This window comes from Ensifer sp. VA4, from assembly GCF_055710065.1.
In genome coordinates, this window is record NZ_JBVQPO010000006.1 from 184517 (window position 1) to 197737 (window position 13221).

The following is a 13221-nucleotide window of genomic DNA, read 5'->3' on the forward strand; positions in this document are numbered from 1 at the left end:
CGGGTAGCCGGCGTCAGACCCAGCTTTGAATGACCCGGTCGGACGCATGGATGCAGGTCATCTGCAACCGGCTGGTGCCGGTATTGACGAAGCGGTGCGGCGTTTCCGGGGCTACGACGATGATGTCGCCGGCCTTGCCCGTGATGGTCTGTCTGCCGACGGTGAACTCAGCCTCGCCAGAGTGGATGATCCAGGTCTCCGGGTAAGGATGGACATGAAGCGCCGGTCCCTGGCCTGGCTCGGCATCCATCAGGAAGAGCGTAATCGGCGTACCGTATTGGCCGCCTTCGAAGAGGATCGTTCGGTTGGGGCTTTGCTTCTGCTCCGCACGCGGAATGACGTGAAACATTCTGGCCTCCATCTTCGGTCCGGTTGGCTTTAGGCGCGGCGTGATTTATCTTCGTGAGAAGATATTATTCAAAACTATCTTCTCGTCAAGATATATCGGGAGACCCGGAGTGAACGATGCAGAATGAGGAAGCGGAGAGGGACCACGTCGACCGCTTGCAGGCGCAGTGGGCGCGGGAATTGCCCGATCTCGACACCGAGCCGATGACGATCCTGGGGCGGGCCTACCGCCTTTCGAATCTCGTACGTCCGTCAATCGAGGAGACCTTCGCCGCCTTCGGCCTCGACCGCGGCGAGTTCGACGTGATCTCGACGCTGAGACGATCCGGTCCGCCCTACCGGCTGACGCCGACCGATCTCTATAGGTTTCTGATGATTTCGTCGGGCGGGCTCACGCACCGGCTCGACCGGCTGCAGAAGGCCGGGCTGATCGTGCGCGAGCGCTCGGCATCCGATGGCCGCAGCAGCGTCGTCGGACTGACCGAGAAGGGAATGGCGCTTGCGGAAGCGGCGATTCGTGCGGATATGGCCAGCGAAGCGCGGTATCTCGAAGGGCTGAGCAAGGAGGACCGCGCCGCATTGGCTGGGCTCCTCAGGAAACTGCTCGTCTCGCTGGAGCGGGCAGACGCCGTTGGTCCGGCATGAATGGATGCCGATTGCCACGATTTCGTTTGACAAGAGGGGCCGGACCCACTAAAGCCGCCCCAACGCCGGGCAGAAATGTCCGGTGTTTCATTTGACATGTCCCGTGGCTTCTCCGTCAGCGTGATCGTGAGAAACCTGTCAGAACCCCGAAAATGGGTTCAGAGGAGGGCGTGTTTCCTTGATCCGGTTTGGAAACAGGCCGGTGTAACTGTTTGAAAGGAAATGCGATGAGCAAGCGCGAATCGTCCAAGTACAAAATTGACCGCCGTATGGGCGAAAACATCTGGGGCCGTCCGAAGTCTCCGGTGAACCGCCGCGAATACGGCCCGGGCCAGCACGGCCAGCGCCGCAAGTCCAAGCTCTCGGACTTCGGTGTACAGCTGCGCGCCAAGCAGAAGCTGAAGGGCTACTACGGCGACATCCGCGAGAAGCAGTTCCGCGCGATCTTCGCTGAAGCTGCCCGCCGCAAGGGCGACACCCCGGAAAACCTGATCGGCCTGCTCGAGTCGCGCCTCGACGCGATCGTCTACCGCGCCAAGTTCGTTCCGACGGTCTTCGCTGCCCGTCAGTTCGTCAACCACGGCCACGTCAAGGTTAACGGCGTCCGCGTCAACATCGGTTCCTACCGCTGCAAGCCGGGCGACGTCATCGAAGTCAAGGAAAAGTCCAAGCAGCTCGTAACCGTTCTGGAATCGGTTTCGCTCGCTGAGCGCGACGTTCCGGACTACATCGAAGTCGACCACAACAAGATGGTTGCGACCTATGTCCGCGTTCCGGTTCTCTCCGACGTTCCGTACCCGGTCGTCATGGAACCGCACCTGGTCGTCGAATTCTATTCGCGTTAATCCGGGGCTTACGCCTTGTGACGTATCGAAAACCGCCCGGAAACGGGCGGTTTTTTTGTCGGCGGCGGTCACCATTGCGCTGCCGTCCATGGCGCGATTTCATCCCTTCTACAGGCGATGAGTGAGAGGGAAGCCGATGCCCGAGCAGAACGCTCCGCAAGACCTGCAGGCGATCATCGAGGATATCCATCAGGAGCTGAGCCCGAGGTTCGGCCAGGGCAAGGTCGCCGACTACATCCCGCAGCTCGCTCGCGTCGACCCCAAACATTTCGGCATGGCGATCGTAACGACCGATGGCAAGGTGCATCGGGTCGGCGACGCAGAAGTGCCGTTTTCGATCCAGAGCGTCTCCAAGGTCTTCACGCTGACGCTGGCACTCGGCAAGCACGGTGAGAACATCTGGCACCGTGTCGGCCGCGAGCCGTCCGGCTCGGCGTTCAATTCGATCGTCCAGCTCGAGCATGAGGGCGGAAAGCCGCGCAATCCCTTCATCAATGCCGGTGCCATTACCATCAGCGACCTAATCCTCGCGGGTCATACGCCGCGGGAACTGATCGGCGAGATCGTGCAGTTCATCCGCTACCTTGCCGACGACGACCAGATCGTCATCGATCACGAAGTGGCGCGTTCCGAGACGGCCACAGGCTACAGGAACTTCGCGCTTGCTAATTTCATGCGTTCCTATGGCCGGCTCGACCATCCGGTAGAGCATGTGCTCGGCGTCTACTTCCACCATTGCGCGCTTTCGATGACGTGCAGCCAGTTGGCCAAGGCCGGGCTGTTCCTGGCCGCCGGCGGCAGCAATCCGCTGACGGGTCACAACGTCGTCTCGCGCCAGCGGGCACGACGCATCAACGCGCTGATGCTCACCTGCGGCCACTATGACGGCTCGGGCGACTTTGCCTACCGCGTCGGCCTGCCCGGAAAGAGCGGCGTCGGCGGCGGCATTCTGGCGGTGGCACCGGGCAAGGCGTCCGTTGCCGTCTGGTCGCCGGGGCTCAATGAAAACGGCAATTCGCTGCTCGGCTCGCTGGCGCTCGAAATGCTCGCGGCGCGCACCGGCTGGTCGGTGTTCGGCCCCTAGAACGAGCTCCGTGTCCGTCAGTCTCCTTCATCCGGCCGATTTCCCTTGATCTTGACGGCCGGAGCGGGCAAGTGCTGGCCCAAGATTTGCCGGGCGCCGGTTGCGCCCGCGCCTGCCGCACAGGATCCCCGCCATGGACCTTTCGCTCAACGCGTCGCAAGACCAGGCCGAAACCGCTTTCGATGAGGGCGAGTTCGACGCCGGCACACACCCGCTGTTCAGCCGCATGCCGTCCTCCGTCTCGTTCAACAAGCTGCGCAAGCGGCTCCTTCGCCAGACCCGCCAGGCGCTCGACGATTTCGGCATGCTGAAGGGGGCGAAGCGCTGGCTGATCGGCCTTTCCGGCGGCAAGGACAGCTACAGCCTGCTGGCACTGTTGATGGACCTGCAATGGCGCGGGCTGCTGCCGGTGGAACTCATCGCCTGCAATCTCGACCAGGGGCAGCCGAACTTCCCGAAGCACATCCTGCCGGAATATCTGCAGTCGATCGGCGTCAAGCATCGCATCGAGTACCGCGACACCTATTCGATCGTGAAGGAGAAGGTGCCGACGGGAGCCACCTACTGTTCGCTCTGTTCGCGGCTGCGCCGCGGCAATCTCTACCGCATCGCTCGGGAGGAGGGTTGCGACGCGCTGGTGCTCGGCCACCACCGCGAGGACATTCTCGAAACCTTCTTCATGAACCTCTTCCACGGCGGGAGGCTCGCCTCGATGCCGGCAAAGCTTCTCAACGACGAGGGCGACCTGATGGTGCTCCGTCCGCTCGCCTATGCGGCCGAGGACGATCTCGCCAAGTTTGCTGCGGCCATGGAGTTCCCGATCATCCCCTGCGATCTCTGCGGCTCGCAGGACGGCCTCGAGCGCAACGCGATGAAGGCGATGCTCTCCGATATCGAGCGGCGCATGCCCGGCCGCAAGGACACGATGCTACGCGCGCTCGGCCACGTGAACCCGTCGCATCTGCTCGATCCCAAGCTGTTCGATTTCCTGTCCCTCGCTCCGGAGCCCAAAGAATGAGCCATTCCGTCGATATCGCCGGCCTTGCCAACCTCATGCAGGAGGCGGCGGTCAAAGAGATCCTGCCGCGGTTCCGCAATCTCGGGGCAGACGACGTCCGGATGAAGACGGAGGCGATCGATCTCGTGACCGAAGGCGACGAGGCCGCGGAGCGGCTGATGAAGTCGCGTATCGAGGAGGTGGCTCCGGGCGCTCTGTTCGTCGGCGAAGAATCGGTTGCGGCCGATCCGGCGCTGCTCGACAAGCTCACCGATGCCGATCTCGCCGTGGTCATCGACCCGATCGACGGCACCTTCAACTTCGCCGCGGGCCTGCCGCTCTTCGGCGTTATGGCAAGCGTCGTCTCGAAGGGTGAGACGGTCGCCGGCATCATCTACGATCCGCTCGGCAACGACTGGGTGATCGCCGAGAAAGGCTCTGGCGCCTGGATGTGCCGTCCGGATGGATCGCAGGAGCGTCTCTCGGTCACGGCCGGCGTGCCGCTCGAAGCCATGGTCGGGGTTGCATCGACAGGCTTCTACAAGCAGGAAGCACGGCGCGAAGTCATGGCCAATATGGCGAAGGTCCGCATGGCCACCAGCTACCGCTGCGCCGCCCACGAGTACCGTATCTTCGCCGCCGGTCACATCCACTTTCTGATGTACCAGAAGCTGATGCCCTGGGATCACCTGGCGGGAACGTTGATCGCGCAGGAGGCCGGTGCCTATGCCGCCCGCTTTGACGGTTCGCCCTACCTGCCGGCGCATCTCAATGGCGGACTGCTGCTCGCGACCGACAAGGAAAGCTGGGAGACGCTTCGCCGCGAGGTCTTCACGGTCTGATTTCGACAGCCGATCCTGAATCAAAAGGCCCGCCCGGGATCGTTCCGGGCGGGCCTTTTCATGTCATGCGGCAACTGAAAGTGACCTTTTGCGCATCTCAAGCGACGCGCGGCGCTGCAGTTACATGTGGCCACCGTGATCCATGGCGACATCCTTGTCGCCGGGATGGGTGAAGAGCTTGCCCTTCTCCGCCCAGAGCGTCGCCAGGATCGTCAGGATGCCGAAGAGGGCGAAACCGCCGAAGAGCGGCTGCAGCGTGCCGTTGAAGAGTTGGCCGACGGCGCCGCCGATCAAAGCTCCGCCCGTGGTGGAGACGAAGCCGGTGATCGCCGTCGCTGTGCCTGCGAGGTGCCCCATCGGTTCCAGGCTGATCGCGGTGAAGTTCGTCGCGATCACCGCAAAGAACATCAGGAGCACCGAGAACATCAGGTAGCTGACGACGAAAGCCGGCGTGCCGGATAGCGACATCACGAAGCCTGCGACCGAGATCAGCGTGAACAGCATCATCGCGACGTGCGAGATGCGGCGCATGCCGAAGCTGCGGACGAAGAAGCCGTTGGCGAAGTTCGCCACCGCAATGCCGCCGGCCGTGCCGGCGAAAGCGATCGGCAGCCAGTCACCGAGGCCGTAGACCTCGCCGAAGATCTGCTGGACCGTGACGATGTAGGCGCAGATGACCGCGGTGAAAAGCGTCATGCCGATCATGTAGCCGCAGGTGATGCGGTTGGTGAGAACGGTCTTGAAACCCGAAGCGACGGCGCCAACGGAGAGCGGCATACGCTCCTCGCGGGGCAGGGACTCCTTCATGCGGGACAGGGCCCAGGCGAACAGGACCGCGCCGATGACGCCGATCAGGATGAAGATCCAGTGCCAGTTGGCATAGAGGATCACGAGCTGGCCGATCGAGGGCGCAACGATCGGCACGATCATGAAGACGATCATTACATAGGACATGACGCGCGCCATCTCGCGGCCGCCGAAGCAGTCGCGCACGATCGCCATGGTGGTGATGCGGATTGCGGCAGCACCGATGCCCTGGATGAAGCGCAGGACAAGCAGCGTCTCGAAGCTTTCGGTGAGGGCAGCCGCAAACATCGACACGGTGAAGAAGGCAAGGCCACCGAGCAGCACCTTGCGGCGGCCGAAGGCATCGGAAAGACTGCCGAAGAAGATCTGCGAAATGCCGAAGCCGAGGAAGAAGACACCGATCACCAACTGGCTGTCGTTGGTGCTGGCGACGTTCAAGGACTGGCCAATGGCCGGTAGCGCCGGCAGCATGCTGTCGATGGCGATCGCAACACTCGCCGTCATGACGGCGATGGTGATGATGAATTCGAAGAGGCCCATGTTGAGGCGCTCTGCTCCGGAAACTCCGTCGATATGTTCGGATTGATTGGTGATGGTGGACATTGGGAAACCCGTAAATTCAATCTTGAAAAAGACTGGCCGGCTCGACTGCATGTTTCCTGGAGGCGTCCCCGATAGGGACAAAACATGCAGCATTTCAAAGCGCTACAGCGATCTTTTCGAGTCGATGAGACACGCCTCGCTGTAGCGATCAGCCGGCCGGCTGATGGTGTGGTTTGAAGAGCTTGCCGCCTTCGGCGATGAAAACGAAAACGAGACCGATTACGGCGACGGTGAAGTAGCCGGTTGCAAGAGGTGTCGCGGTTCCATCGAACAACTGGCCGATGACAGCGCCGATCACGCTTCCTCCGATCGTCTGCGTGAAACCGAGTACCGAGGAGGCTGTGCCGGCAACGTGGCCGAGGGGCTCCATGGCCATGGCGTTGAAGTTCGGCGCGATCAGCCCGAACTGGAACATCGTGGCGCAGTAGAGGACCACGAAGACCGGGAAGGGCAGCGGCGCATAGAGCGAGGCCGACATCCAGACGAAACTCGCCAGCGTGAAGCCGATGAGTGCCGCATGGGACAACGGCCGCATGCCGAAGCGGCGGACGAGGCGGGAATTGGTGAAGGAAGCGACCGCCATCATACTGGCAAATGCCGCGAAGACAAGCGGAAACCACACGCCGAGGTCGTAGACGCCGACGAGCACCTGCTGCGCCGAATTGATGAAGCCGAAAAGCGCGCCGAGAATGACGGAGGTCGCAAGCGTATAGAGCAGCGACAGCCGGTTCGTCAGCACGATACGAAATCCGCTGAGTATGACCGACGGCGTAAAATCGCGGCGATGGGCCGGATCGAGCGTCTCGCCGAGTTTTGAGGAGACGATCGCAATGTTCATCACGGCATAGAGCGCGACGACCACGAAGATCATGTGCCACTCGGTAAGGCTGATGATGAGCTGGCCGATCGAGGGGGCGATGACCGGCACGATCATGAAGACCATCATGACCAGCGACATCACCTCTGCCATCTGCCGGCCGCCATAGACGTCACGGACGATCGAGATGGTGATGACGCGCGTGGCCGCAGCACCGGCACCCTGTACGAAGCGCAGCGCCAGCAGGAGGCCGAAGCTCGGCACGATTGCGATCGCCAACGCACAGACGGCGTAGAGAATGAGGCCGGCGAGAAGCGACGGCTTGCGCCCGAAGCGATCCGAAAGGGGGCCGAAGAACAGCTGCGCCACGCCCATGCCGAGCAGATAGGCGGTGATGATGTATTGCCGCTCATTTTCAGAGGCAACGCCGAGGCTGGCGCCGATCTCCTGCAGACCGGGCAACATGATGTCGATCGAGATCGCGTTGGTCGCCATCAGCATGGCCATCAGCGCGATGAACTGAGATTTGCTGAGGCCTGGCAGGGCGTCGTCGTTGGTCGTGCTTGTCATTTTCAAAAAGTCCTAACGGCGCACGGGGCGCAAGCGGAACAGGTTGATCCGGAGAGATCCGGAAAAGAAGGTGCCGGTTGGCGTCATGCCGACTGGCTTTTCAAATCTCGAGCGGGGGCAGCCGGGGCGATTTGAAACCGCGCGGACCGGGCCGGCATGAAGCAAGGGAAGCGTCGACGGGCAGGGAACCGGACTTTCCGGCGCCAAAGGGCGAGGCGAGAGCCTCTCGCAGGCAGCTTATGCCGAACGATCGCAACCGATTCATGACAGGCCGGGCCCCGACCCTTCGCTCCACACTCGAACGCTGGAATGCGTTCATGAAGGAAGCACGCTCTGAACGTATCTTGGCGGCACCTGCGCGAACCGCACGCGCAAGGCCTTCAGAAGGACAACGAAAATTAGGCAATCCGGAAGTACGGCCGGAATCAAAAAAGGCGGTTGCCCGCCTTCTCCGATGGATCGGGACGAGGCGTCCTTAGATCAGGCGACGGCGCCCTTGACGGCAATGCCCTGCGCCTCGAGGTGCGACTGCAGCTCGCCGGCCTGGAACATTTCACGCACGATGTCGCAACCGCCGACGAATTCGCCCTTGACGTAGAGCTGCGGGATCGTCGGCCAGTTGGAGTAATCCTTGATGCCCTGGCGCAGGTCCGCATCGGCGAGCACGTTGATGCCCTTGTAGTCGACGCCGATGTAATCGAGAATCTGGACCACCTGACCGGAGAAGCCACACTGCGGGAACTGCGGCGTACCCTTCATGAAGAGTACCACATCGTTCGTCTTGACTTCGTTGTCGATGAATTCGTGAATTCCGCTCATCTTGTCTTCCTTCCTGCGCCGGCTTCAAGGGCCGGATATCGATTGGGTCTTAGATAGCATGCATATCGGTGATTTTCACCACCCAATCGCAACAAATATTGATGGTCCTCAAGATGTGGTTTTATTACCACTACCGCTTCACGCGTCGTACCAGACGCGGAAAGATCGCTGCAGCACCATGATCTGCTGCATGTTTATCCTTAAATCGGCTAGGAATTAAGGAAACATGCAGTCGTCAGGCCGTGCGGCGCCGGGTCTTGCTGCGGGCCGCGGCCGTTCGACGACGGCTGACCTGCTTCTTCGCCGGTTTACGAATGGCCGCCTCGAGGATATCCCCGAGGATACCGCCGCCGGCGGACGAGGTTGTCCGTGCCCGGCGCTTTGTCCGCTTGGTCGAAGTTCGCTTGACGCCGGTCTTCTTGAGGATTTCCTTCAGCGCGCTGTCAACGACGCCGCTGACAAGTTCCTTGATCAGATCAGCCATTCCGGCTCACTCCGGCGCGCTTGTCTGCAGGGCGAGGGCGTGCAGAACACCACCCATGTTGCCCTTGAGCGCATTGTAGACCATCTGGTGCTGCTGCACGCGGGTCTTGCCGCGAAACGCTTCGGCCACGACTTCGGCGGCATAGTGGTCGCCGTCACCGGCCAGATCGCGGATCGTGACCTTGGCACCGGGAATCCCGGCCTTGATCATGTCTTCGATGTCGCCTGGTGTCATGGGCATGATACGCCAACTCCTTGTTTTTCTGCAGTGCCGGCAGCGTCGCCTGCACCGCTCCATACTATCAGGGAACCACGATTCAGGGGCGGAACGCAAATGCTGAATCAGGTGAGCAGCAACGAGGTGTCGACAGCAATCGCCGTTCTGCAAATCTGCAGAGGGTCGCTGCGACAAAGCTGATAGCAGCGAAATGCGGGTTCCTCTCTAATGCGCGACGGGGCGGCAAGACGAGGCGAAAGGCCATTACCGCCCCGTCGTTTCAATAGCGCCCGTGCCGATGTGCCGGGCGCCGGCAGGGAGGTCATATGCCACGAGATCAGGCGAACAGGGCGACGGTCAAAGCCTATGTGCAGGCGATGAATGCGGGGGACATCGAGGCGTTGCGCCCGCTCTTTACCGCCGACGCGGAGATCCAGGGAGTGGTGGGCGCCGGTGCCTTCGATTTTGCGGCACGCGTCTGGCACGACCTTCATCATGGGCTGAACATGAGGCTGGAGGTCCTGTCCATGGTTGCCGACGGCGACACCGTCGTGGTTCGCCTGCGCGAAAGCGGCAAATGGACCGGGCCGTTTCTAGACTTCGAGCAACCGACCGGCCGTTCCTACGAGCTGCAGGCGATCGAATGGTTCGAGCTCGCCGACGGCAAGATCGCCCGGCGTTGGGGCGCACGGGACGGCGGCTCGCAGGCGCGGTAACTGGGCTTTCCAGGCTCGGCGAGCCATTGTCCGGCCGCAACGGAAGATAGGTCAGAAACCGCCTAGGCCCTCGAACCGGTGGCGAACGGCTTCGAAGCGAGCCGTCACCGCTTCGCGGAACAGCCGCACGTGCGGGCTCTCGCGCAGGCTTTCGTGATAGAGGAGCCAGATATCCGAACGGGCCTCGAGTTCGGGAATGGGACAGCGCAGCAAGTCGTCGTCCGCGGAAGCGGCCCAGCACGGAAGCGGGCCAACGGCGACCCCGGAGCGGACCGCCGCGATCAGATTGGGCACGGAATTGCAGTGGATCCCGATCGAGGCGTCAGGTGCCGCTTTCCGCAAGGCGATGAGAGGTCCCAATCCCGCGAGGCCGCCGGTGCCGCCGACGATCTCATGTCGGCCGAGGTCGGTGATGGCGCCGGGCAAGCCGTGGCGCGCGGCGTAGGATTTGGCGCAATGAAGTGCCCACACGCTGGTCGCAAGCCGGCGCCGCACGATGCCCGGCTCTTCCGGGCAGGAGCCGACGCGCAGCGCGACATCCACTTCACCGCGCGACAGATCGAGCCTGCGATCATCGGCGATCAATTCAATGGACAATGACGGGTGCTGGCTGCGCAGTTCGGAGACCAGCGGCGCCACCACGTCGATCGCAAGAATCTCCGTCGTGGTCACACGCACGGTTCCGGCGATCGCCCGGTTCCACCCGCGTGCGGTGTCGGCCAGCGTGCTCGCGCCTTGCTCGACCTGTTCGGCGAGCGCGATGGTCGCTTCCCCGCGCTCCGTCAGGCGATAACCGTTCGGGAGGCGCACGAAGAGGGCAAGGCCGAGACCGCGCTCAAGAGCATCGATCCGGCGAGCGACGGTCGTCTGATTGACCCTGAGGCTACGTGCAGCGGCAAGCGTGGAGCCGGTGCGCGCCACGGCGAGAAAATATTTCAGGTCGTTCCAATCGAACATGGCGCGTCCGGAAAATCATCCGCCGTGATGGCGCTGTTCCTGTCTCAGTTCTCCGGCGCGAGGTCGCCCTGCATGAACTCCGGGAACCAGGCTTCGTGGGCAGCACGCAGATCGGCGACCGGAACCGCCCCGGCGTCGCCGAGCTTGACGGCATCGCCGCCGGTCTTGCCGATGACCGGGAGCGAGACGCCAGCGGCTTTCGCCCGTGCTGCAACCGCGTCGAGCGCGCCGGCAGCAACGGTGACGACGTAACGGCCCTGGTCTTCGCCATAGAAGGTCGCAATCGGGTCGTGACCGGCAACCGTGTCGACGGTAGCGCCAATGCCCGAGGCCATCGCCATTTCGGCGACGGCAAGCGCCAGGCCACCCGACGAGCAGTCGTGCACGGCCGTCGCAAGGCCGTCGACGATCAGGCCGCGGACGAAGTCGCCGACCTTGCGCTCGTGGGCGAGATCGACATGCGGCGCCGGACCGTCGGTGCGGCCATGGATGTCACGCATGTAGACCGACTGGGCGATGTGCGAACCGAGGCCTTCCGGCGCGCCGGCGAGCAGGATCGTCTCGCCTTCCGCCGCGAAGCGGATGCGCGCCATCTTCGACCAGTCCTTGATCAGGCCCACCCCGCCGATCGTCGGGGTCGGCAGGATCGCCTGACCGTTGGTCTCGTTGTAGAGCGAGACGTTGCCGGAGACGATCGGGAAATCGAGCGCCGTGCAGGCTTCGCCGATGCCTTTGATCGCATGGACGAACTGGCTCATGATCTCCGGACGCTCCGGGTTGCCGAAATTGAGGTTGTCGGTGGCCGCCAGCGGCAGCGCGCCGGTTGCCGTCAGGTTGCGCCAGCACTCGGCGACGGCCTGCTTGCCGCCTTCGTAAGGATCCGCCTCGACATAACGCGGCGTCACGTCGGACGAGAAGGCGAGCGCCTTGGAGGCGTGGCCCTCGACGCGGACGACGCCGGCGTCACCGCCGGGAAGCTGCAGCGAGTTGCCCTGGATCAGCGTGTCGTACTGCTCGTAGACCCAGCGGCGCGACGAGTTGTTGGCCGAACCGACGAGCTTGACGAGCGCGTCTGCGACATCGGCAGCCGGGATGTCGTTGGTTGCCAGCGGAGCAGGGGTCTTTGCCGGGGTCCAGGGGCGGTCATATTCCGGTGCCTGGTCGCCCAGTTCCTTGATCGGCAGATCGGCGACCTGTTCGCCCTGGTGCAGGATGCGGAAGCGCAGGTCGTCGGTGGTCTTGCCGACGATCGCGAAATCGAGGCCCCACTTGACGAAGATCGCCTTGGCAACCTCTTCCTTGGCGGGCTCCAGCACCATGAGCATGCGCTCCTGGCTTTCCGACAGCATCATTTCGTAGGCGGTCATGCGCTCTTCACGCACCGGCACCTTGTCGAGATCGAGCTCGATGCCGAGGTCGCCCTTGGCGCCCATTTCGACCGCCGAGCAGGTAAGGCCGGCTGCACCCATGTCCTGGATGGCGATGACGGCGCCGGTCTGCATCAGTTCGAGGCAGGCTTCGAGCAGGCACTTTTCGGTGAAGGGGTCGCCGACCTGAACGGTCGGGCGCTTCTCTTCGATCGACTCGTCGAACTCGGCGGACGCCATGGTCGCGCCGCCGACACCATCACGGCCGGTCTTGGCGCCGAGATAGACGACCGGAAGGCCGACGCCTTCGGCCTTGGAATAGAAGATAGCGTCGCTCTTGGCGAGGCCGGCGGCAAAGGCGTTGACGAGGATGTTGCCGTTGTAGCGGGCGTCGAACTCGACCTCACCGCCGACGGTCGGAACGCCGAAGGAGTTGCCGTAACCGCCGACGCCGGCAACGACGCCCGAAACCAGGTGGCGGGTCTTCGGATGATCCGGCGAGCCGAAGCGAAGCGCGTTCATCGCCGCAACCGGGCGCGCGCCCATGGTGAAGACGTCGCGCAGGATGCCGCCGACGCCGGTCGCGGCACCCTGGTAGGGCTCGATATAGGATGGGTGGTTGTGGCTCTCCATCTTGAAGACGACGCAGTCGCCGTCATCGATGTCGACGACGCCGGCGTTTTCGCCCGGGCCCTGGATGACGCGCGGTCCCTTGGTCGGCAGCGTGCGCAGCCACTTCTTCGAAGACTTGTAGGAGCAGTGCTCGTTCCACATCGCCGAGAAGATGCCGAGTTCGGTAAAGGTCGGCTCGCGCCCGATCAGGCTCAGGATGCGCTCGTATTCGTCGGGCTTCAGCCCGTGCGATGCGATGAGGTCCGGGGTGATGGGGCGGGTGTTGGAAATCGTCATCGTCGACCGTCAAATCCTTCGGGCGGCGCGCAATTCACTTAAGAGGAATATGGCGCGTGCGAACCGCAACAGAAACAGGGGGCGCTTTGCGGCTTCTTTAGCCTATGCTGCGGCGCGGCGCGACAGAAAAATACGGGCGATCAACAGCGGCTGACGCCCGTGGAGAGAGCTTTCCCGAAGGCTCGTGCGGCGGCC

15 protein-coding genes are annotated in these 13221 nt (G+C 62.9%); 7 read left to right on the forward strand and 8 right to left on the reverse strand.

The genetic code is table 11. The features are described 5' to 3' along the window. Positions 1–13: 13 nt before the first annotated feature. Complete coding sequence (locus AC0C6X_RS12270) at positions 14–349, reverse strand: cupin domain-containing protein (RefSeq protein ID WP_173516627.1); 336 nt, start codon at positions 347–349, stop codon at positions 14–16. 116 nt (positions 350–465) lie between these two features. Here AC0C6X_RS12270 and AC0C6X_RS12275 point away from each other — a divergent pair, with 116 nt between their 5' ends. From AC0C6X_RS12275 to AC0C6X_RS12295, 5 genes are all read left to right on the forward strand, one after another. Continuing rightward, positions 466–993 carry a MarR family winged helix-turn-helix transcriptional regulator gene (locus AC0C6X_RS12275; RefSeq protein ID WP_247958931.1) on the forward strand — a complete coding sequence of 176 codons (528 nt, stop codon included), beginning with the start codon at positions 466–468 and terminating at the stop codon, positions 991–993. A gap of 227 nt (positions 994–1220) precedes the next feature. Further along, on the forward strand, positions 1221–1838 hold the full coding sequence (gene rpsD, locus AC0C6X_RS12280; RefSeq protein ID WP_173516625.1) for a 30S ribosomal protein S4: 618 nt from the start codon (positions 1221–1223) through the stop codon (positions 1836–1838). A gap of 136 nt (positions 1839–1974) precedes the next feature. Beyond that, positions 1975–2922, forward strand: a complete 948-nt coding sequence (locus tag AC0C6X_RS12285) for a glutaminase (protein ID WP_472953361.1) — start codon at positions 1975–1977, stop codon at positions 2920–2922. Positions 2923–3055: 133 nt separating this feature from the next. Then, positions 3056–3940, forward strand: coding sequence for a tRNA 2-thiocytidine(32) synthetase TtcA (gene ttcA, locus AC0C6X_RS12290; protein ID WP_173516623.1), 885 nt, complete (start codon positions 3056–3058; stop codon positions 3938–3940). Beyond that, positions 3937–4761: an inositol monophosphatase family protein gene (locus AC0C6X_RS12295; protein WP_247958932.1), complete on the forward strand. Its 825-nt coding sequence runs from the start codon at positions 3937–3939 to the stop codon at positions 4759–4761. The genes ttcA and AC0C6X_RS12295 overlap by 4 nt, the downstream gene beginning before the upstream one ends. Positions 4762–4881: 120 nt before the next feature. Here the strand turns inward: AC0C6X_RS12295 and AC0C6X_RS12300 are convergent, their stop codons facing one another. The 5 genes from AC0C6X_RS12300 to AC0C6X_RS12320 all read right to left on the reverse strand — a co-directional run bounded on the left by AC0C6X_RS12300 (position 4882) and on the right by AC0C6X_RS12320 (position 9101). Then, positions 4882–6171, reverse strand: coding sequence for a multidrug effflux MFS transporter (locus AC0C6X_RS12300; RefSeq protein ID WP_472953363.1), 1290 nt, complete (start codon positions 6169–6171; stop codon positions 4882–4884). Between the two features lie 148 nt (positions 6172–6319). Beyond that, positions 6320–7558: a multidrug effflux MFS transporter gene (locus AC0C6X_RS12305; RefSeq protein WP_472953364.1), complete on the reverse strand. Its 1239-nt coding sequence runs from the start codon at positions 7556–7558 to the stop codon at positions 6320–6322. Positions 7559–8038: 480 nt separating this feature from the next. Next, positions 8039–8377, reverse strand: a complete 339-nt coding sequence (gene grxD / locus AC0C6X_RS12310) for a Grx4 family monothiol glutaredoxin (RefSeq protein ID WP_173516619.1) — start codon at positions 8375–8377, stop codon at positions 8039–8041. Between the two features lie 235 nt (positions 8378–8612). Continuing rightward, positions 8613–8861, reverse strand: a complete 249-nt coding sequence (locus AC0C6X_RS12315; protein WP_173516618.1) for a hypothetical protein — start codon at positions 8859–8861, stop codon at positions 8613–8615. Positions 8862–8867: 6 nt separating this feature from the next. Beyond that, entirely contained in the window at positions 8868–9101 is a 234-nt protein-coding gene (locus AC0C6X_RS12320) for a BolA family protein (protein ID WP_057248940.1), read from the reverse strand. A gap of 302 nt (positions 9102–9403) precedes the next feature. On the opposite strand from AC0C6X_RS12320, the gene AC0C6X_RS12325 reads away from it, so the two are divergent. Beyond that, positions 9404–9793: an ester cyclase gene (locus AC0C6X_RS12325; protein WP_472953366.1), complete on the forward strand. Its 390-nt coding sequence runs from the start codon at positions 9404–9406 to the stop codon at positions 9791–9793. Positions 9794–9844: 51 nt separating this feature from the next. On the opposite strand, the gene AC0C6X_RS12330 is transcribed toward AC0C6X_RS12325, so the two are convergent. Both AC0C6X_RS12330 and purL read right to left on the reverse strand, forming a co-directional pair. Then, positions 9845–10750, reverse strand: coding sequence for a LysR family transcriptional regulator (locus AC0C6X_RS12330; protein WP_173516616.1), 906 nt, complete (start codon positions 10748–10750; stop codon positions 9845–9847). A gap of 44 nt (positions 10751–10794) precedes the next feature. Further along, positions 10795–13026 (reverse strand): phosphoribosylformylglycinamidine synthase subunit PurL, encoded by a 2232-nt coding sequence (gene purL / locus AC0C6X_RS12335; RefSeq protein WP_173516615.1) that lies wholly within the window; start codon positions 13024–13026, stop codon positions 10795–10797. On the opposite strand from purL, the gene AC0C6X_RS12340 reads away from it, so the two are divergent. Continuing rightward, on the forward strand, positions 13013–13180 hold the full coding sequence (locus tag AC0C6X_RS12340) for a hypothetical protein (protein WP_173516614.1): 168 nt from the start codon (positions 13013–13015) through the stop codon (positions 13178–13180). The genes purL and AC0C6X_RS12340 overlap by 14 nt on opposite strands. The last annotated feature ends 41 nt before the right edge of the window (positions 13181–13221 follow it).

What these genes read in the sequence shown, in the direction of transcription:
- AC0C6X_RS12270 (WP_173516627.1), bottom strand. Translation starts at nt 349, where the DNA reads ATGTTTCACGTCATTCCGCGTGCGGAGCAGAAGCAAAGCCCCAACCGA.
- AC0C6X_RS12275 (WP_247958931.1), top strand. Translation starts at nt 466, where the DNA reads ATGCAGAATGAGGAAGCGGAGAGGGACCACGTCGACCGCTTGCAGGCG.
- rpsD (WP_173516625.1), top strand. Translation starts at nt 1,221, where the DNA reads ATGAGCAAGCGCGAATCGTCCAAGTACAAAATTGACCGCCGTATGGGC.
- AC0C6X_RS12285 (WP_472953361.1), top strand. Translation starts at nt 1,975, where the DNA reads ATGCCCGAGCAGAACGCTCCGCAAGACCTGCAGGCGATCATCGAGGAT.
- ttcA (WP_173516623.1), top strand. Translation starts at nt 3,056, where the DNA reads ATGGACCTTTCGCTCAACGCGTCGCAAGACCAGGCCGAAACCGCTTTC.
- AC0C6X_RS12295 (WP_247958932.1), top strand. Translation starts at nt 3,937, where the DNA reads ATGAGCCATTCCGTCGATATCGCCGGCCTTGCCAACCTCATGCAGGAG.
- AC0C6X_RS12300 (WP_472953363.1), bottom strand. Translation starts at nt 6,171, where the DNA reads ATGTCCACCATCACCAATCAATCCGAACATATCGACGGAGTTTCCGGA.
- AC0C6X_RS12305 (WP_472953364.1), bottom strand. Translation starts at nt 7,558, where the DNA reads ATGACAAGCACGACCAACGACGACGCCCTGCCAGGCCTCAGCAAATCT.
- grxD (WP_173516619.1), bottom strand. Translation starts at nt 8,377, where the DNA reads ATGAGCGGAATTCACGAATTCATCGACAACGAAGTCAAGACGAACGAT.
- AC0C6X_RS12315 (WP_173516618.1), bottom strand. Translation starts at nt 8,861, where the DNA reads ATGGCTGATCTGATCAAGGAACTTGTCAGCGGCGTCGTTGACAGCGCG.
- AC0C6X_RS12320 (WP_057248940.1), bottom strand. Translation starts at nt 9,101, where the DNA reads ATGCCCATGACACCAGGCGACATCGAAGACATGATCAAGGCCGGGATT.
- AC0C6X_RS12325 (WP_472953366.1), top strand. Translation starts at nt 9,404, where the DNA reads ATGCCACGAGATCAGGCGAACAGGGCGACGGTCAAAGCCTATGTGCAG.
- AC0C6X_RS12330 (WP_173516616.1), bottom strand. Translation starts at nt 10,750, where the DNA reads ATGTTCGATTGGAACGACCTGAAATATTTTCTCGCCGTGGCGCGCACC.
- purL (WP_173516615.1), bottom strand. Translation starts at nt 13,026, where the DNA reads ATGACGATTTCCAACACCCGCCCCATCACCCCGGACCTCATCGCATCG.